16 protein-coding genes are annotated in these 17,200 nt (G+C 58.9%); 7 read left to right on the forward strand and 9 right to left on the reverse strand.

From position 1 onward, the window contains the following. Positions 1-17: 17 nt before the first annotated feature. Both K6N12_RS16755 and otsB read right to left on the reverse strand, forming a co-directional pair. Positions 18-902, reverse strand: coding sequence for a helix-turn-helix domain-containing protein (locus K6N12_RS16755; protein WP_131711086.1), 885 nt, complete (start codon positions 900-902; stop codon positions 18-20). Positions 903-1,101: 199 nt separating this feature from the next. Continuing rightward, on the reverse strand, positions 1,102-1,881 hold the full coding sequence (gene otsB / locus K6N12_RS16760) for a trehalose-phosphatase (protein WP_183779926.1): 780 nt from the start codon (positions 1,879-1,881) through the stop codon (positions 1,102-1,104). 123 nt (positions 1,882-2,004) lie between these two features. Between otsB and K6N12_RS16765 the strand changes: the two genes are divergently transcribed. The 5 genes from K6N12_RS16765 to repC all read left to right on the forward strand — a co-directional run bounded on the left by K6N12_RS16765 (position 2,005) and on the right by repC (position 7,767). Continuing rightward, positions 2,005-3,090, forward strand: coding sequence for an ROK family protein (locus tag K6N12_RS16765; RefSeq protein ID WP_131711088.1), 1,086 nt, complete (start codon positions 2,005-2,007; stop codon positions 3,088-3,090). Positions 3,091-3,589: 499 nt separating this feature from the next. Beyond that, on the forward strand, positions 3,590-3,766 hold the full coding sequence (locus K6N12_RS16770) for a hypothetical protein (protein ID WP_183779910.1): 177 nt from the start codon (positions 3,590-3,592) through the stop codon (positions 3,764-3,766). A gap of 290 nt (positions 3,767-4,056) precedes the next feature. Then, a complete protein-coding gene (repA, locus tag K6N12_RS16775; RefSeq protein ID WP_222148898.1) occupies positions 4,057-5,274 on the forward strand; it encodes a plasmid partitioning protein RepA in 1,218 nt (405 codons plus the stop codon). After that, positions 5,271-6,260: a plasmid partitioning protein RepB gene (gene repB / locus K6N12_RS16780; RefSeq protein ID WP_222148899.1), complete on the forward strand. Its 990-nt coding sequence runs from the start codon at positions 5,271-5,273 to the stop codon at positions 6,258-6,260. Before repA ends, repB begins: the two co-directional genes overlap by 4 nt. Positions 6,261-6,459: 199 nt before the next feature. Then, positions 6,460-7,767: a plasmid replication protein RepC gene (gene repC, locus K6N12_RS16785; RefSeq protein ID WP_222148910.1), complete on the forward strand. Its 1,308-nt coding sequence runs from the start codon at positions 6,460-6,462 to the stop codon at positions 7,765-7,767. 171 nt (positions 7,768-7,938) lie between these two features. On the opposite strand, the gene K6N12_RS16790 is transcribed toward repC, so the two are convergent. Continuing rightward, positions 7,939-9,087, reverse strand: coding sequence for a tyrosine-type recombinase/integrase (locus tag K6N12_RS16790; RefSeq protein ID WP_222148900.1), 1,149 nt, complete (start codon positions 9,085-9,087; stop codon positions 7,939-7,941). A 451-nt stretch (positions 9,088-9,538) separates the two neighbouring features. Between K6N12_RS16790 and K6N12_RS16795 the strand changes: the two genes are divergently transcribed. Both K6N12_RS16795 and K6N12_RS16800 read left to right on the forward strand, forming a co-directional pair. Next, positions 9,539-9,847 (forward strand): type II toxin-antitoxin system RelB/DinJ family antitoxin, encoded by a 309-nt coding sequence (locus K6N12_RS16795; protein ID WP_062578764.1) that lies wholly within the window; start codon positions 9,539-9,541, stop codon positions 9,845-9,847. Further along, complete coding sequence (locus K6N12_RS16800; RefSeq protein WP_097536147.1) at positions 9,844-10,137, forward strand: type II toxin-antitoxin system RelE/ParE family toxin; 294 nt, start codon at positions 9,844-9,846, stop codon at positions 10,135-10,137. Before K6N12_RS16795 ends, K6N12_RS16800 begins: the two co-directional genes overlap by 4 nt. Positions 10,138-10,691: 554 nt before the next feature. Here K6N12_RS16800 and K6N12_RS34120 read toward each other — a convergent pair. From K6N12_RS34120 to K6N12_RS16835, 6 genes are read right to left on the reverse strand one after another with little or no spacing between them, the layout of a single operon-like run. Further along, positions 10,692-11,837, reverse strand: a complete 1,146-nt coding sequence (locus K6N12_RS34120) for a Gfo/Idh/MocA family protein (RefSeq protein WP_246645503.1) — start codon at positions 11,835-11,837, stop codon at positions 10,692-10,694. A gap of 33 nt (positions 11,838-11,870) precedes the next feature. Continuing rightward, complete coding sequence (locus K6N12_RS16815) at positions 11,871-12,608, reverse strand: SDR family oxidoreductase (RefSeq protein ID WP_222148901.1); 738 nt, start codon at positions 12,606-12,608, stop codon at positions 11,871-11,873. Positions 12,609-12,631: 23 nt separating this feature from the next. Continuing rightward, a complete protein-coding gene (gene iolG / locus K6N12_RS16820) occupies positions 12,632-13,654 on the reverse strand; it encodes an inositol 2-dehydrogenase (protein ID WP_222135098.1) in 1,023 nt (340 codons plus the stop codon). Next, positions 13,651-14,652: an ABC transporter permease gene (locus tag K6N12_RS16825; RefSeq protein WP_222135097.1), complete on the reverse strand. Its 1,002-nt coding sequence runs from the start codon at positions 14,650-14,652 to the stop codon at positions 13,651-13,653. Before K6N12_RS16825 ends, iolG begins: the two co-directional genes overlap by 4 nt. Then, entirely contained in the window at positions 14,649-16,166 is a 1,518-nt protein-coding gene (locus tag K6N12_RS16830) for a sugar ABC transporter ATP-binding protein (protein ID WP_222135096.1), read from the reverse strand. Before K6N12_RS16830 ends, K6N12_RS16825 begins: the two co-directional genes overlap by 4 nt. Next, a complete protein-coding gene (locus K6N12_RS16835) occupies positions 16,163-17,116 on the reverse strand; it encodes an ABC transporter permease (protein ID WP_246645506.1) in 954 nt (317 codons plus the stop codon). Before K6N12_RS16835 ends, K6N12_RS16830 begins: the two co-directional genes overlap by 4 nt. Positions 17,117-17,200 lie beyond the last annotated feature (84 nt).

Below are 17,200 nucleotides of genomic sequence, written 5' to 3' on the forward strand. Positions count from 1 at the left end.
GTGCCTGTGCGGCTTCCTCAAGCCGCCTTCGCCACGTTGATATTGTCACCCAGCAACCGCCGGAAACGGGAAGGCGTCATGCCCTTTTCCGCGAGAAATTGACGGTTGAAGTTGGACAGGTTGTTGAAGCCGACCTCGAAGCAGATATCGGTGATCGATGCGTGGTCGTCGCTCATCAGGATCTGACAGGCGAGATTGATGCGCAGGCGTTTCACATATTGCACGAGCGACATGCCGGTATGCCGGCGGAAGGCGCGTGAAAAGGCGCCTGTGGACTGTTCGGCAATGCCGGCGAGATCGGCTTCGTCGAAGGATTTCGTCAGGTTCTCCCGGATATAGGCGAGTGCCTTGTTGATGCCGGCCGACATGTAGCCGGACGGATCGGGCAGATAGCTTGGGCTGGCGAGAAGCTGGGCATCCTGCGCCCGGCTGAGCAGGCCGACGATCATCATGAAGAGCTCGATGCGGCGCACGCCCTGCGCCTGCTGCACCTCGTTCATCAGCGGCGCCACCTGCCGGCTGGTGTCAGTGCCGAAGAGCACGCCGCGGCGCGACGCTTCGAGCACCGGCTCGAAGGGGCCAAGCTCGGCCAGCACCTTCATCGTGTCGCTGATAAAATTCTCGCTAAACTGGATGAGCTGGCATCGAAGCGGAATGCTCGACCCCTTCGGGACGTCGCTGATCCAGTTGTGGGGAAGATTGGGGCCGGCAAGCACAAGATTGCCCGGTTCGAACTCGCCGATGAAGTCACCGACGAAATAGCGTCCGGTTGTCGCCACCACGAGATGCAGTTCGTATTCCGGATGAAAATGCCAGCGAACCGTATGGTAGGGATAGCCATGCGCCTTCGTTGCGAAGGATTCGCCCGGCCTGATCTGAACGACTTCCAAGTCAGGTTCCATTGTTTCCTCCTCCGAGGACGGGTTCCAAGCCCGCACGCCAAATTCCCTTTTGGCTTTATTGTTGAAGGCGAGTGTAGTGGGCTCGTTTCAAGCCCGCCACCACGATTCCCGGTCAAAACTGATACTTTTTTGATGATTGATGCTGCGCAGTCGATGCAAAAGGCAACCGCAACCCACATTGGGTATCGTTCAAGTCGGATCAGGCAGCCAAAGCGGCAATAACGTTTCTGACCAATGCCGCCGAAGACAGCCGGCTCGTTGCGCAGCTCGGGGCGCCGATCGCCCCGACACGCACCGACACGCCACCGCGCGCATTGGCGATCGCAAACATCGACTCGTCGGTCAGATCATCGCCGATGGTGATCGGGCAGCGGTCCTTGAATGGGTCGGACTGAAAAAAACGTTCCAGCGCATCGCCCTTGCTTGAGCGCGCCGGCCGCAGCTCGAAGACCATCTTGCCGAGTTGTAGCGCCCAGTTCGGCCCGGCGACCTTGGCATAGTGATGCATGCGCTCTTCGAGCACTTTTTCATATTCGGGCGCGAGCCGATAATGGGCGGCAACGGCCGCACCCTTGTCCTCGATCAGCACACCTGGATAGTGTTCGGCTTCCTCGGTCAGGGCGTGCTTCAGCGCCTGAAATTCGGGACTGGCCTCGAGCGTGTGCATCCCGGCGGCACTTCTGATTTCCGCGCCGTGAAGGCCTGCCGTCGGAAATGCAAAGGGTTTGAACAGCGCGTCCGCATAGGCAAGCGATCGTCCGGTGACCAGCGCCAAGGCGCCGCCGAGCTTGTTCGACAGGCGGTGAAGCTGTGCGGGAAGAGCCTCCGGTACTTCGATCGCATCCGGCGTGGGCGCGAGATTGAGCAGCGTTCCGTCGATGTCGAGAAACATCGCCCAGCGTTCCGGTTCTTCCAAGACCAGTGAAAGCATTTCCTGGGTAGCGGCGTCGTCCTGCACGGCATTCTCCAAACTCTGCAATGATTGAAGCTAGGTCACGGGTCGACGAGGACAAGGAGAGGTTTCGGACGCCGGAACATCCGGGGCTAGTCCGCGTTGTATCTCGCCGCCCGTTCGAGCCCTCGCCACGCAGAAGGTATTTTGATGGCCAAAAGCAGTTCCGAGCCCCGTGATGAGGTCAATGCCCCGTTGGCACATGGCGCGTTAACCCTGCCATTGGTGACGATCGACGACTATAACAACGAACTGCGTGACAAGGATGGTTTCGTTGGCGACAACGCCAACAAGAAGACGTTCCAACAGAAGCTCGACGATTGGAGAAAACGCATTCGCAAGGTCGGAGACGATCCGATTGGCAATATTGCGACGGAGAAGCTCTCCAAGAAGAAAATCGACGCCATTTTGAAGAGCGATGATTTGGCGGCGGCGGCGTTGGTCATGGGGGCCGTGGAGGACTTTGCCCGGGACTTTGCCGATGTGATAGGCAAGTTTCTGAAGGACAAACGCTGGGGAAAGACAGAACGCATCGTCGTTGGCGGCGGCTTCCGGCGGAGCCACTTTGGCGAATTAACGATCGCCAGGACGATGGTTATTCTCAAGGCCGCCGGCATCGATGTCGAGGTCGTGCCGATCGTTCACCACCCCGATGAGGCCGGACTGATCGGCGCGGTCCACCTGATGCCGCGCTGGATGTTCAAAGGCCACGAAGCGATCCTCGCCGTCGATATCGGCGGCACGAATGTTCGTGCCGGCGTCGTTCAATTCGGCAAGGACGATGTGCCGAATTTTGCGGATGCGAGCGTCTGGGAATCCGCCATCTGGCGCCATGCCGACGACGAGCCAAGCCGCACTGCGACCATCGAGAGGTTGGCGGCGATGTTGCGGGATCTGATCGGCAAGGCTGAGAAGGCCAAACTCAAGCCGGCGCCCATCATCGGGATCGCATGCCCCGGCATCATCAAAGCCGATGGCTCCATCGAACGCGGCGGACAGAACCTGCCGGGCGGAAACTGGGAGAGCGACAGCTTCAACCTTCCCGCCGCTCTGATGAAGGCCATTCCTGAGATCGGCGACGACAGCACATTCGTGATGATGCACAACGACGCTGTCGTGCAGGGGTTGTCGCAAATCCCTTTTATGACCGACGTGTCGCGATGGGCCGTGCTGACGATCGGTACGGGTTTGGGCAACGCGCACTTTACCAATCGAGAGACAACGAAGGCGCGGTAGGCTCAAGCACCGCCTCACGCTACGCCTACGACCACCGAATTCGGTTCTTCCGCCGCTGCGGACCATCTATGGTAAATAGCAGGTAAACAAGAGGGAATTCCCCAGACGGAAGCGAATTCGCCAATCAGGAAGTGCCGGCTTGAGCTGGAGTTAGGTCAAATGGGCCAGCCGCAACTCTGCGACATCGCAATCATGCCAATGCTGCGGAGCATACCCACCGCGACCTGATTCGCCTAGGATGCGCCGTTGTGATCTTACAGTTGATGTGATCGTGTCGCCTCACGCTCTATTGCCGGCATGGGAGGGATGACACTGATCCCCGATCGTCGGCGTCACCTTCGGAGGCCGCAAGCGGCGCGGCCGTAGAGAGAAGAAGGCTCCTACCCCTCCCCTTCGCTTCGGAAAAGATGGTGATAACGCTGAGGGGTTGTTTTCGGCGGGTCAAATTGCGCTTATCTCTGCAGCGTTAAACAAGCCATGCGCAGACGAAAGATGGATTATGAACTTCAAGGGAATAAGCGCTCCGCTCAACGCCGGTCGTCTCGAACAAATGCTCGGCCTTGCCCCGTCACGCCGCGATCCTGAAACCCAGGATGCAAACGACAAGTCTTCCGGCAATGGACCCGTGCGCGGGCCGGAAACCGAAAACCTGTACCATGCGTCCGCCTATAAATGAGAGACTGATTGCTAATCCGCCTGCGCTCAGTGACAGAAATCCGTCTTCGCTGAGTCGGCGCCGATGCTGACTCGCATCGAGTATGTGGCGATATATTGAAGGCTGGCTTCCGCGGATGTGGAGACAGCCGCTGTTGTCAGCTGACAACAGCGCTAAGATTCCGGAATTGCACATGATTTTTCTGTCGAATCCCGTTTGTTATCCATTCGCTAACCAAGAAATCGCTTGACGCCACTGCCAGACTCACGATCATTTGCGCAAAATTACCCGATTTACCAGGATTTGCGTGAATGCCGAGCAAGGCCGCGATTGTTGAGAAAGCCAGGAGAGCGAGTCAGGTCTCGATCGACGAGACAATTGCGCAAGACTCGACAATGCTCAGCAGCCAGCTTCAGGTGCTGTTCGAGCGGTTGTTCTCGCCCGACGCCCGCAAATCGCTGCGGCGCTTCAGCAGTACTGAGGCCGCCAAGCTGCTCGGCGTCACCGACAGCTATGTTCGCCACCTCGCCGCCCAGGTGGAAACCATCAATCCCGAAAAGACGGCATCCGGCCGGCGCGTGTTCTCGCTTGAGGAAATCCATGCGATGCGCCAGCACCTCGGGCGCACCAAACCTTCCTACCTGCCGATGCGCCGGCAGGGTGATCATCTGCAGGTGATCGCCGTCACCAATTTCAAGGGCGGCTCCGGCAAGACGACGACATCCATCCATCTGGCGCAGTTCCTGGCGCTGCGCGGCTATCGCGTGCTTGCCGTCGATCTCGATCCGCAGGCGTCGATGTCGGCAATGCTCGGCTATCAGCCGGAATTCGACGTCGGTGAAAACGAGACACTCTATGGCGCCATAAAATATGACGAGACACGCCGTGACGTCGCCGACATTGTTCGCCAGACCTATTTCCCCGGTCTCGATCTCATCCCCGGCAATCTCGAACTGCACGAGTTCGAACACGATACTCCAAAGGCCCTGGCCGACACCAACCGCGACGACAAGGACATGTTCTTCATGCGGGTCGGCAATGCGCTGCATTCGCTGGAAGAGAGCTACGACGTCGTCATCATCGATTGCCCGCCTACCCTCGGCTTCCTGACGCTGTCTGCTCTCTGCGCCGCCACGGCCGTGCTTATTACCGTTCATCCGCAGATGCTCGACGTCGCGTCGATGAACCAGTTCCTGACGATGACCTCCGACCTTCTGTCCGTGGTCAAGGAGGCCGGCGGCAATCTCGATTACGACTGGATGCGCTATCTCGTCACCCGCTATGAGGCCAATGATGGACCGCAGGCGCAGATTGTCGCCTTCCTGCGCAGCCTGTTCGGTGAGCGTGTGCTGACCTCGATGATGGTCAAGTCGACGGCGGTTTCGGATGCGGGTCTGTCCAAGCAGACGATCTACGAGGCGGGACGCGAGACGATGCATCGCCAGACCTACGACCGCGGCGTCGAATCTGTCGACAACGTCAATGCCGAGGTCGAGCAACTCATTCGCAGTGCATGGAGCAGGACATGAGCCCAAAAGGTCGCGACATCCTGAAGAGCATGGTTGGCGCCGTGGAGCCGGCACGGCCGGATGCGCAGAGCGCGCCGCCGCCGCACCGGCCCTCGGGCGCGGTCAAGGCGATGAACCTGTCGCTTGGACGATTGGGGGAGGAAGCGGCGGCCGCCAAGGCGCTGCGCGAATCGCTCGCCTCCGGCGACAAGGTGCTGGAGATCGACCCGGCTGCCGTCGAAATGTCCTTTATCCGCGACCGCATCCCGGTCGACCAGGATCCCGAGTTCGAGCGGCTGAAGCAGTCGATCCAGGAAAGCGGGCAGCAGGTTCCGATCCTGGTGCGGCCGGACCCTGTCAAGGCCGGGCATTACCAGGCCGCCTACGGCCACAGGCGTCTGCGTGCGGCGGCGGAAATCGGGGTTCCGATCAAAGCTGTGGTGCGCAAGCTGACGGATGAAGAACTGATCCTCGCACAGGGTCAGGAAAACGGTCCGCGGGTCGACTTGAGCTTCATCGAACGGGCGCTGTTTGCCCGACGCATGGATGAACATGGCTTCAACCGCGACATGATTGCCCAGGCGCTGGCGACGGATAAGCCGGAAACGTCAAGGCTGCTGCAGGTGGCGCAGACGATCGACCCCGAGATCATTCTTGCCATCGGTCCGGCGCCCAAGGTCGGGCGGCCGCGCTGGTTGGCCTTTGCCGAGAAATTCAGGGAGGCCGGGGGGCAGAAGAGGGCGCAGGCCGCAATCGGCGTTGCAGCTTTCCAAACCCTGGAGAGCAATGGCCGCTTCGACGCCATCTGGAAGGCGCTTGAAGAAAAGAGCGCGCCGCAGCGGGACGAGCAGACGCTTCGGACCCAAGGCGGCACGCAGCTTGCTTCGGTGACCCGCTCCGGGAAGACCTTTCGCATCACCGTCAAATCGGCGGCGTTTTCAGAATTCCTGTCTCAGCGGTTGGTTGGCCTCGCCGCTGAGTTCGAAGAGGAAAGTGAGGGAAAATGAGGCAGTTAGACCGATTGTCAGCTGACAATTCGGATAGGAGATAACGCGCAAAAGAAAAAAGCCCCCGAACGTCACCGTCACGGAAGCTTTCCTCGTAGTCTTGAACACCTCCGAGAATCGCACTTCCGAGAATCGCTGTCAAGAGTTTTTGGCGCCGTTTTGGCGAGCGGATTTTTTTTGCCTCGTCGAGGTGGAAGAGATGGAAACCGGAAGTATAACGACGCCCTTCGGGCGGCGGTCGATGACGCTTGGCATGCTCGCAAGCCAAGTGATGGCAGGTGAGATCAAGCCTGATCAGTCGGTCGACAAATGGAAGCTGTTTCGTTTGCTGTGCGAAGCAAAGCCGCTGCTCGGCATCAGCGATCGCGCGCTTGCCGTGCTCAATGCGCTGTTGAGCTTTTATCCGAAGAACGAGCTGGCGCAGGGAAACGGTTTGATCGTCTTCCCGTCGAATATCCAGCTTTCGCTCAGAACGCATGGCATGGCCGAACAGACTGTGCGGCGTCATCTCGCCGCGCTCGTCGAGGCAGGTCTTCTGGTGCGCAAGGATAGCCCCAACGGCAAGCGTTACGTCCGCAGGGACAGGGCAGGTGAGGTCGACGAGGCGTTCGGCTTCTCGCTCGCGCCGCTGCTTGCCCGGGCCGAGGAGATCGAACAGCTCGCCGCCGCGGTAATGGCTGAACGGTTGCATGTCCAGCGTCTGCGTGAACGCATCACCCTTTGCCGCCGTGACATTGCAAAATTGATCGAAGCGGCCGTTGAAGAAGAGATCCCTGGGGATTGGCAAGGCCTGTACCACAAATTCAGGGACCTCATCGAAGGCCTGCCACGATCGCCGACGACAGCGCAGCTTGAACTGTTGCTGGATGAATTGACGGCTCTGCGCTCAGATATTCTTAACCGGCTGGAAAGGCGGGTTAAATCAACAAAACAGCGCGGCAATGCCGATTATATCGAGCGTCACATACAGAATTCAAATACCGAATCTATCTCTGAACTTGAACCAAGCTTCGAAACGAAGCAGGGCGCGATAGCTGAGCCAGACAACGACCGAGGGGCCGTGACGGCAGAGAAGGGAAGGGGTAAGGCAGCCCATTCCATCGGGGAGAAGGAGGAAGAGCAAAGTCGACGGCCGGGGGTCCGCAATGATGGTGGCGGGCTGAAATCCTTCCCACTCGGCCTGGTTCTACAGGCCTGCCCGGAAATCCTTGCCTATGGGCCAGACGGCGCAATCCGCAACTGGCGCGATCTGATGGCCGCAGCCGTCATTGTTCGATCGATGCTGGGTGTCAGTCCATCGGCCTACGAAGAGGCCGCCAATGTGATGGGTCCGGAAAACGCCGCGACCGTGATGGCATGCATCCTGGAGCGAGGCGGCCACATTAATTCGGCCGGTGGCTATCTTCGTGGCCTGACGCGGCGAAGCGAAGAGGGCGAATTCGCGATCGGCCCGATGCTGATGGCGCTTCTGCGGGCAAATGCGCCGGCCGGGCGGAAAGTTGGATAGGCCTTCGGCTCCGTGCGGGCGGCGGCGAGAGCTAAGCTCGGGCAAAAGTCTGCAGGGTGCTTCGAAAAGCTCTGGCGCGAAAGCCTTCGAAAGGAGATCTTTGTTTTGCGGATCGTATGATTGCGAGGTTTCGCTTTCGCAGGTAGCTACCGCTGCAAAGAGGTGCAAGCTTCACAACAGGCGAGCGGCCCGACCACTTCGCCGAGTTGCACTGTTATAATAACTGGAAGCCTGCTGCACCGATCGATGGCGCGACTGTTCCATGGCCTCGGGGAGAGGGATGCCGCGGGTGGCGGCTTCGGTAAGATACCCTGACCGTAACCCATGTGCCGAGAACTCCCCACGGTCTAATCCAGCCAGTTCCACCCGCTGCTTGATGATCGCGTTGACCGACTGCGGATCGATGGCCCGTCGCGAAACAGTCCCCCATCGCCCGATCGCCCGAAACACGCTGCCGCTGTCGATCTTCGACGCCGCCATCCAGGCATTCAGTGCTTCCACCGGCCGACCGGCTAGATAGACCACGTCGTCCTGCTCGCCACTGCTGGTCTTGGTGCGACCGAGATGGATGGCGAGAGAAGGGAGGGGAGGGCCGTCCGGCATCGCGATCGGTGCCTCGACGCTCAGTTGCTCTGCGCGAAGCCCGGCAATCTCGCTTCGTCTCCGACCACCGGCGGCAAACGCGACCATTAGGATCGCCCGGTCACGCAGATCGCGCAGACTGTCGGTCGTGCAGGTTGCCAGCAGCTTTGCCAGCACGTCCCCGGTGACCGCCTTGGCGCTCTTGCGACGACGCGTCCGAGGGACGGCGCGCACGGCGAGACGGATGGCCGACTTGAGGGCAGGGGAGGCGAAGGCGCCGTCCAGACCACGCCATTTGGTCAGCGTCGACCAGTTCGCCAGCCGCCGGCGCACCGTCGATGGCGCGTGCGGACCGATGGATTTGAGGAACCCCTGGCTCCGGAGGCTGTCGTCGACATCGGCCGGCATGCCGTGATCCGCATCCGTCTCGCGGCGCTGCGGGTCCCAGAGGTGGTGGGCGACGAATTTCAACAACAGCGCTTCAGGCGCCGGCCAAGGCAAGGGGGTTCCGGTCGCCGCCAATCCCCAGGCTTCGAGATAGGTAAGATCAGAGGTGAGCGCCCGCAGCGTGTTGTCGCCCATGCCTTGGTTGACGAGATGGCGCAGCGTCTCGACATCGTGGTCGCTCAGTAGCTCGGCGAGCTCGTTGCGGCGTTCGATCGGCAGGACGGCGGCGATCGTGTCGAGTTCTTCGGCGCGCCGCTCGACCGCGGACAATGATTTCTTGGGTTTGGCCACAGGCGCTCCAAAAGCACGGTCTCGGCGGCCTCCATGGCCGTGATTTGCTGCGATTCTTTCTGATTTGCGGGTCGAAATCAATCTACCATCGATAAGAGGTACTTATCGATGGTTATCAAACGCTCCGAATATAGTGAGCTGTGTCGGAAGTTAGTGCTGCTTTACCTTCCTCTATGGCAAAATATAGCGTTAATTCATATGGTTAACGAATAAATAATCGGGAAAAGTCGAGGTACGTGGACGACTGATGTCGGACAATGAACCGGCACCGCCACCGAATCTGTGGCCCCTGAACACCGCAATAGTTCCATAAATCAGCGTTGTCACACGATTGAGATTACGCTCCTCGGTTCAGATACATTTAAGAGCAACTAAAAGAAACGGCGGTCTAAAGCGCTATGGCATTTGTAATTCATTTGCATTATCATTCCACCGAAATGTGGAGATAGCTATGGCTGCAAATGCACTGGTACAAACTCGTATTGATGCCGAGGTTCGGGATCGTGCCTCCGCAGTGCTTGGAAATATGGGACTTACGGTATCGGACGCGGTTCGGATCTTACTCACCCGGACGGCCAATGAGGGTGCGCTGCCGCTGGAGCTTCTTTCAGGCAGTGAGGCCCATGACGCTTGGTTTCGCACCAAGGTACTTGAAGCCCTGAACGATACTCGACCGGACGTTTCGGATGATGAAGTCGAGGCACATTTTGCTGAACGTCGAGCGGCAGCCCGCCTTAACGCGGGTGCTCGCAAATCGTGAAGCTTACCTGGTCGGCGTTCGCGCTATCGGATCGCGATGCCATCTTCACATACATTGAAGCAGAAAATCCCTCAGCCGCCATTCTGGTCGATGAACGGATCGTTGCTGCCGTCCGTCGGTTGGTAGATTTTCCCGCGAGCGGTCGTGTTGGCAGAATTGCTGGCACCCGCGAACTGGTAATTAACGGCACGCCGTACGTCGCGGCGTATGCAATTACCGAAACAGCGGTCCGCATTCTTCGCGTCCTCCATGGCGCGCAGGAATGGCCAGACTCTTTGCCAACGAGCTAGGGCTTTGCTCTCGATGCTGAGAATCAAAGGGTTGTTGGTTCGAACTTTTCAAGGCGAGCAGTGCACGTTCCATCCATCACTACTTTCAGTCTCTGCGATTGCCTACCAAAAAAGCAGCGCCGGCTGATGGCTACTGTACAACCTCCCCAACTCAAACGGCATCAATTATCGAGGCTTCAAGAGCAACGGAGAGTTCAAATTCGAGATTGGTCCCGCTGGCGCCGGATCGTCGGGCTTCCTGCCGCGATGGCGAAGATTGCCCCGTCACCGGCAGGGGGGTAAAGCGTCGGTGCACCCAACCCGCCCCCCGGCCGCGGTTTTGGACAAGCGTCTCGGTGGAAATCAAGCTTGGGTTCCAAGGCGATTTAAACATGTACGATATTATTCTTCTTTTCCTCCTCGCGGCAAGCATAAAGGAGAACCATAATGAATAGCTATTCATCTAACGTTTCTAAGTTCTCGTTAAACAACGGCATTTCTAGAAGGCAGAGCGCGTTGCTATGCAATTGCCTCACTGGCCGTCATCTCGTCGTCATCTAGTCGTCATCTAGTCGTCAGAATATCGTTCGGAGCGCTTGTCGCTGACCGGTCGCAGCCGACTTGTAAGCTGCCTCAACAATCTCCACTACGTGACGGGCATGTTCGGCCGTCGCAACACTCTGCTTCCCATCGCGAACCCAGTCAACGAGTTGCATAATGTCAGCGAAGACGTGCTGCTCACCGATCTGACGATGAGCGCCCTCAATGTTCGGCAGGATCCACTCGTTTCCGCCAAAGCCAGGTTGAGTGCCGCCGTCAGGTGCGGTGACCGCGATGTCGCGGCCCGGGTAATCAAAATACTCACCATTGAGTTTGAGCCCTTCAATTTTGCCGCGAGTGCCGTAGTAGGTGCCGCTGAAGTCCAGTGAGTTTTTGACAGCACCAGCTGCCGTTCCATAGACCATCGCGAAGAGACCGTCACCGAAATCGAGCAGCATCAGCGTGTTGTCGTCGGCCTCCGTGGGGATGACGCGTTCGGCGAAGCGTCGTTCGGGGATTCTGATCCCGGAAAGAGCGGTCACCGCGCGGGCCGGGCCAAGAATCCCTGTCATGCCGTGTAGCGCATAAACCGTCATGTCGAAGAGCGGGCCGCCGCCCGGTTTTCGGAAATACCAGCTGGGATCGATCGGCGTCAGTCCCGTGCCAAGATCGCGCTCCGGCTCATCTTCATGGTAGGATCCGAAGGCAGCGCCGGCGAGCGCCCATGTGACGTCCCCGATGACGCCGTCTGCGAGCATCTTCTTGACCGCGATATTGTGCGGGCGCAGCATTTCACCCGGCGAAGAGACAATCTTCAGGCCCTTCTTGGCCGCCAGATCGATCAGTTTGTCAGACTCTTCGGTGGTCACCGACATGGTCTTGTTGAAATGAATGTGCTTGCCCGCTTCGAGGGCCTTCATCCCCTGTTCAAAATGAACACCGATCGGCGACGCGATCGTGATTGCATCGACACCGCCTTTTTCCAGGAATTCTTCGTAGGACGTGAAGGCCTGCGGCACGCCATAGGCGTGCGCCGCATGTTCGACCCGGTCAGCGATCGGATCGCAAAGGGCCGTCAACTGCACGCGGTCAGCCAGATCCTTCTCGGCGAGATGAGGGATCAGCCCACGTAAACTCACGGTTCCGCAGCCGACGACGCCAAACTTCAATGGTGCTTTCAAAATCAGAACTCCTTAACCGGGTTTTCTGCTCGCTCAGAGGAGCGTGCGACCGCCGTTGACGGCGAATTTCTGGCCAGTGATGAAATTTGCTTTCTCTGACGCGAGGAAGACGACCATGTGCGCAATGTCTTCCGGCGTTCCGAAATGGCCAGCGGGGGTGCGGTCCAGATACCAGTCGATGCGCTCCTGCGGCGACCCAGCGTGTCGTTCGACAGGGATCCAACCCGGCGCGACCAGGTTTACGGTGATCCCTTCCGGCCCCAGTTCCTTTGCCCAGGAGCGGGTCATAGACAGCATCGCCCCCTTGGCCGAGGCGTAGTTTCCGAAGTTCGGATTGCCGAGCTCGGCAATCTCCGAGCCGATGTTGATGACGCGACCGCTCTTACGCGCCCTCCAGTCCGGTAGCACCGCCAGCAGCAGTTCAAGCGGCGCTTTGACGAAGAACTCGATCTGATCGAGATAAGTACGCCAGGATTGCTCCATGAGCGGCATCTCGGGCTGCGGGCCTGTTGCATTGTTGACGATGAGATCGACGGGGCCAAGAGTGTTCTTGATCTCCTCAATGCCGCTTGCGATATCCGACTGATCAATAACACTGAACTTGACGGCCTTTGCCCGCCCGCCACCTTCGCAGATCTTGGCGGCGACGGACTCGGCGCCGGCTGTGTCGTTGGCATAGTTAACGGCAACCGCCCAACCCGCGCTGGCCAGTTCCTGCGCCATCACCGCCCCAAGACCGCGTGATGCGCCTGTTACGAGTGCAACTTTCATAAATCTATCCTTTGTTTGCCATGTCAGCCCAGCGTCACGGTCTGACCGGTGCGTGCCGATTCCTCGGCGGCGTACGCAATCCGCAGCGCTTTGACGCCATCCGCCACGCCGGGCGAGATCGTCTGGCCTTCGCGGACCGCTGTGACGAAATGGTCGAGCTCGACGATGTAGGCGGCTGCGTAGCGCTCGAGGAAAAAGGGTTCCGGGTTCGAATTCAAGGTGCCGGAAGTACCCATTCGGGTGACGCCATCCTGCCTGCGGTTGGCGAGTTTCAGCATCCCATCTTGACCGAGCACTTCGACCCTCTGGTCATAGCCATAGGCAGCACGCCAGGAGTTATTGATGGATACGATGGCTCCGGACGGCATTTTCAACGTCAGGACGGCCGTATCCGGCAACTGTGCGTCCCGCATGCCGACCGTGGTTAAGGCGGAGGCTGTGGCATGGACCGAGACCGGATCTTCGCCCGTCAGCCATCGGGCGACGTCGATATCGTGGATCGTTGTTTCCCGGAAAAGCCCGCCAGACTTCATTACGTAGTCAATCGGTGGCGGCGCGGGATCGCGACTGGTGATAATTGCAAGCTCCACAGCCCCGACCTCGCCTCCATGCAGTCGACGAGCGAGGGCGCTAAAATCTGGATCGAAACGGCGATTGAATGCCAGAAGAAAGGGCACTTTCGTCGCCTCGACCACCTTCGCGACTGAAAGCACGGCTTCCAGATCCCGAGCGAGGGGCTTTTCGCAAAAGATTGCCTTGCCAGCTGTCGCGCTCCGCAGGATAAGATGCGGATGTGAATCGGCAGCACTGGCGATGATCACGGCGTCGATGTCGTTATCGTCGAAGACAGAGTCTTCTTCCAAAACTCGAACCCCGTGTTCTCCCGCGAGACGCTCGGCGCTCGGGCGATGCGCATCGACTATCCCGACAAGATGGGCACCGGCGTGCCGCGTCAGTGTAGCGGAATGAATTTCGCCCATTCGACCTGCACCGAAGAGAGCGACGCGCAGCTGCGATGGCTTCGTATGCGTAACTCGTAACGTCATTTTATGATGCCGATCTTTTCACGATCGATGGTGAGCGCGACGGAAACTAGGACCATGATACCGAACAAGATATTTTGAAACGCCGGATTCAAACCCAGCATTACTGTTCCGAGACGCACCATTACCGCGATCAATCCGCCGATCAGGACGCAGCCGATCCCGCCAACCCCACCCGAGATCGCATTTCCGCCCACAACGACCCCGACGATTGCCGGCAAGAGGTAGTTGTTTGCCATGGCGGGCGAACTGTATCCGGTCTGGCTGAGAAACATCAGACCGGCACCGGCCGCGAAGAAGGACGACAGCGCGAAGGCGATGGCCTTGACCCGGCCGACCTTTACGCCTGCGACCAGCGCCGCACGCTCGGAGCAGCCGACGGCAAAGAGATCCCGGCCGAGCCGTGTAAACCGCAGCGTGAGACTGAGCGCGATCGCACACAGCACGGTGACGATGAGCCCATGCGGAACGCCAGCCGTCTTGGCGCCGAGAAAGGGAATGATAACTGATGGGCCGAGAGGCGCGGCGGTTGCCTGGGTAATGTAGTGAGCGGTCCCGTAGAGGACGCCGAGGGTGCCGAAGCTCACGACAAAGGATGGTATCTGGGCGCGATGATGGATGACACCCTGGACGTAGCCTATCAACGCCGCGAGCCCGAGTGCCAAGAGGATGCCCGCATCGCCCGTGACAGGCGAGATGATCACGAACAGCACGGCCGAAAATGACGCCATCGTCGCGACCGACAGGTCGATGCCGCCAATTAGGATGACGACCGCCGACCCGATGACAAGCATCAGGAGCGGTGCCGCATCGGTCGCCACAGCCGTCAGCGCCCGCAAAGATATGAAGCGCGGTTGGAAAAAGGCGATGATTGCGCAGATCAGCAGCAAGGTGACGAATGGCACGACAAGCATGCGCACAAGCCTGCGCAGCGCGACGCGCGCGTAGTCCGATCTGCTGCGGTCCGTATCGAAACCGGCCATTGGTTTTGTCACGGTCATACCATTGCCTCCACGATGGCTTCGGGCGCAGGCTTGGCGAGGAAGAGATCTTCGAAGGTTGCACTGACCTGCCCATCTCGCATCACGACGATCGTGTCCGCCATTCCCAGTGTTTCCTCGAGCGTTTCCGACACGAAGAGAAGCGATATTCCCTGATCCGAAAGGTCACGGATCGCCTCGAAAAGATCAGCTTTTGCGCCTGGGTCGAGACCGCGAGTGGGATGATCGAGTATTAGCAGCTGCAGATTTTCGCACAGAAGCCATTTCGCCAGTGACACTTTCTGCTGATTGCCGCCGCTCAGCCGCTCGACATATTCGGCAGCATTGGGCGTCTTCACCTTCAAGCGGTTCATCCAATGAAGCGCGGACGTGATCTCGCGCTCCCTGTCGACGAACAACCCTTTTCCGAGTTTGCTGCCGAAGGAGAGCACGATGTTGTCCACGATCGTGCGGCCGGTGACGACGCCTTCCAGCTTCCGCTCGGCCGCAACATAGCCGATGCCCGCCGCAATGAGATCGCTTGGACGCGCACCGACCGATTGCTCCACGCCATTAAGAATGATCTTGCCCGCCACACCTTCTTCGAGGCCGAAGAGCGCGCGACAGAATTCTTCCGCACCGGAGCCGGCAACACCGGTGAGCGCAAGGATTTCGCCTTGGCGAATGGTGAAGGATACATCCTTGAAGGCGCCAGGCACGGACAGGCCGTGCGTCTGGAGGCGGGGCGCGGCCGAGCCCATGGGGCGGCGCCGCTCCTCGAGGAAATAGTCCTCGGAGCGTCGCGATCCGACCATCAGATGGTAAAGTTCCTTGTGGTCCGTCTCCGCCGGGGTTCGCTCAGCGACATTTTCCCCGTTGCTCATAACATGAACGCGGTCGGAGATTTCGAGGACCTCATCCATGCGATGTGAAACGAAAACGATCGACGCGCGCGCCTTTAGGCGCCGGATCTGGCGGAAAAGCCGCTCGATTTCCGACGGGCTGAGGAGCGACGTCGGTTCATCGAAGAGAATAACCAACTGCTCGTCGATCATCTCTTCCACGGCAAGCACCTTCGCAAATTCGACGAGCTGGCGCTCGGGAAAGCTCAATGTCTCCACCTTGACGTCCGGCGGGATGTCGCATTCGAGCTTGCCCAGTTGCTGTTCCGCAGCCTTGTTGAGGCTTCGCCAGTTGTAGAAGCCGTATCGCTTCCCGAGCGACTGCTTGTCGAAAAAGATATTCTCCGCGACCGTCAAATTCGGGATCAGCGACTGTTCCTGGTGCACCATGCCAATGCCAAGCGCTGCCGCGGCAAGTGGAGACCGGATGACGCGTTGCTCACCGCGCAGCATCAATGCCCCGTCCGTCGGCTGCTCGGCCCCCGTAAAAATCTTGAGAAGAGTCGATTTCCCGGAACCGTTCTGACCGATCAGGCCGAGGATCTCATTTTCGCGCAGCTCCATCGAGACATCAGCCAGCGCCCGGACCCCCGGATAAGTCTTTGATATATGCCTTGCAGCAAGAACACTCATTTGACTACCCTCGTTCGGGCCCTAAGCTGCCAATTTCCGACGACCAGCGCGGCGATGATGATGATGCCCTCGACAACGTGACGCAGATATGGATCGACGCCGATTTGCACCATTCCGTTACGGAGAACTTCCAGGATCAGGACGCCAATGATCGAGTGGAGAACGCCGCCCTTTCCGCCGCTGAGTAGCGTGCCGCCGATGACCGCGGCGCTAATTGTCGGGAACAGAAATCCTTGGCCAGCACTGGGATTGCCCACCGCAAGCTGTGCGGAGATCATCGCGCCACCCATTCCGGCGAGAAGCCCCATGAACGAGAAGGCAAGGACTTTGTGAAGCCGCACAGAGTTGCCGGAAAGGCGTGTCGTTTTCTCATCGATCCCGATCGCGAATGACATGCGGCCAAACTGTGCGAAGTTTTGGAGGAAGATCCCGAGGCACGACACTAGGAGCGCGATAATGACGAGGTATGAGACGCCAAACTGCTTATCGATCGCCAGCATTGTCAGCCGGGTATCGAGTATCTCCGGCTGCCGCCCTGGAAACAGAAGGGTTGCAACGCCAAGGCCAATGAACCAGGTTGCCAGCGTGACGATCAGCGAGGGCAGACGTAGGTATGTGTATAGCAGTCCATTGGCGAGACCGAACATGATACCAGCAGCGGGGCCGGCCAGGATGGCAAGCCACCCATAGTCTTGCCCGGTGATCGAATTGGCGATGAGGAGCGCGACGACCATGCTCGAAGCAGCCATCACCCCTTCTATCGATAGATCGATCGAACCTTGAATGATGATGAAAGTGATCCCCACGGCCAGTACGACGGGAATAGCGGACGATTCCAGTATCGCTTGCGCGTTGGCGATCGAAAAGAACTGTGGTGATGCGATCGAAAAGACCACGCAAAGGACGAGAAGCGTAAAAGCCGGTCCAAATTCTTTAAGCTGTATCTTCATTGAATGTCCCGTGGTGCCAGAGATTATTCGCCCCTCGTCGTAACGAGGGGCGATGCTGGCGGCAGCGCTTGGGAGGTGTGCCAT

It is taken from the genome of Rhizobium redzepovicii, assembly GCF_019793435.1.
Classification (GTDB): domain Bacteria; phylum Pseudomonadota; class Alphaproteobacteria; order Rhizobiales; family Rhizobiaceae; genus Rhizobium; species Rhizobium redzepovicii.

Excerpts from the sequence above, each read along its gene's own strand:
- K6N12_RS16770 (WP_183779910.1), top strand. The coding sequence starts at position 3,590 with ATGAACTTCAAGGGAATAAGCGCTCCGCTCAACGCCGGTCGTCTCGAA.
- K6N12_RS16815 (WP_222148901.1), bottom strand. The coding sequence starts at position 12,608 with ATGAAAGTTGCACTCGTAACAGGCGCATCACGCGGTCTTGGGGCGGTG.
- K6N12_RS16765 (WP_131711088.1), top strand. The coding sequence starts at position 2,005 with ATGGCCAAAAGCAGTTCCGAGCCCCGTGATGAGGTCAATGCCCCGTTG.
- repA (WP_222148898.1), top strand. The coding sequence starts at position 4,057 with ATGCCGAGCAAGGCCGCGATTGTTGAGAAAGCCAGGAGAGCGAGTCAG.
- K6N12_RS16835 (WP_246645506.1), bottom strand. The coding sequence starts at position 17,116 with ATGAAGATACAGCTTAAAGAATTTGGACCGGCTTTTACGCTTCTCGTC.
- repB (WP_222148899.1), top strand. The coding sequence starts at position 5,271 with ATGAGCCCAAAAGGTCGCGACATCCTGAAGAGCATGGTTGGCGCCGTG.
- K6N12_RS16830 (WP_222135096.1), bottom strand. The coding sequence starts at position 16,166 with ATGAGTGTTCTTGCTGCAAGGCATATATCAAAGACTTATCCGGGGGTC.
- K6N12_RS16755 (WP_131711086.1), bottom strand. The coding sequence starts at position 902 with ATGGAACCTGACTTGGAAGTCGTTCAGATCAGGCCGGGCGAATCCTTC.
- K6N12_RS16825 (WP_222135097.1), bottom strand. The coding sequence starts at position 14,652 with ATGACCGTGACAAAACCAATGGCCGGTTTCGATACGGACCGCAGCAGA.
- repC (WP_222148910.1), top strand. The coding sequence starts at position 6,460 with ATGGAAACCGGAAGTATAACGACGCCCTTCGGGCGGCGGTCGATGACG.
- K6N12_RS16795 (WP_062578764.1), top strand. The coding sequence starts at position 9,539 with ATGGCTGCAAATGCACTGGTACAAACTCGTATTGATGCCGAGGTTCGG.
- iolG (WP_222135098.1), bottom strand. The coding sequence starts at position 13,654 with ATGACGTTACGAGTTACGCATACGAAGCCATCGCAGCTGCGCGTCGCT.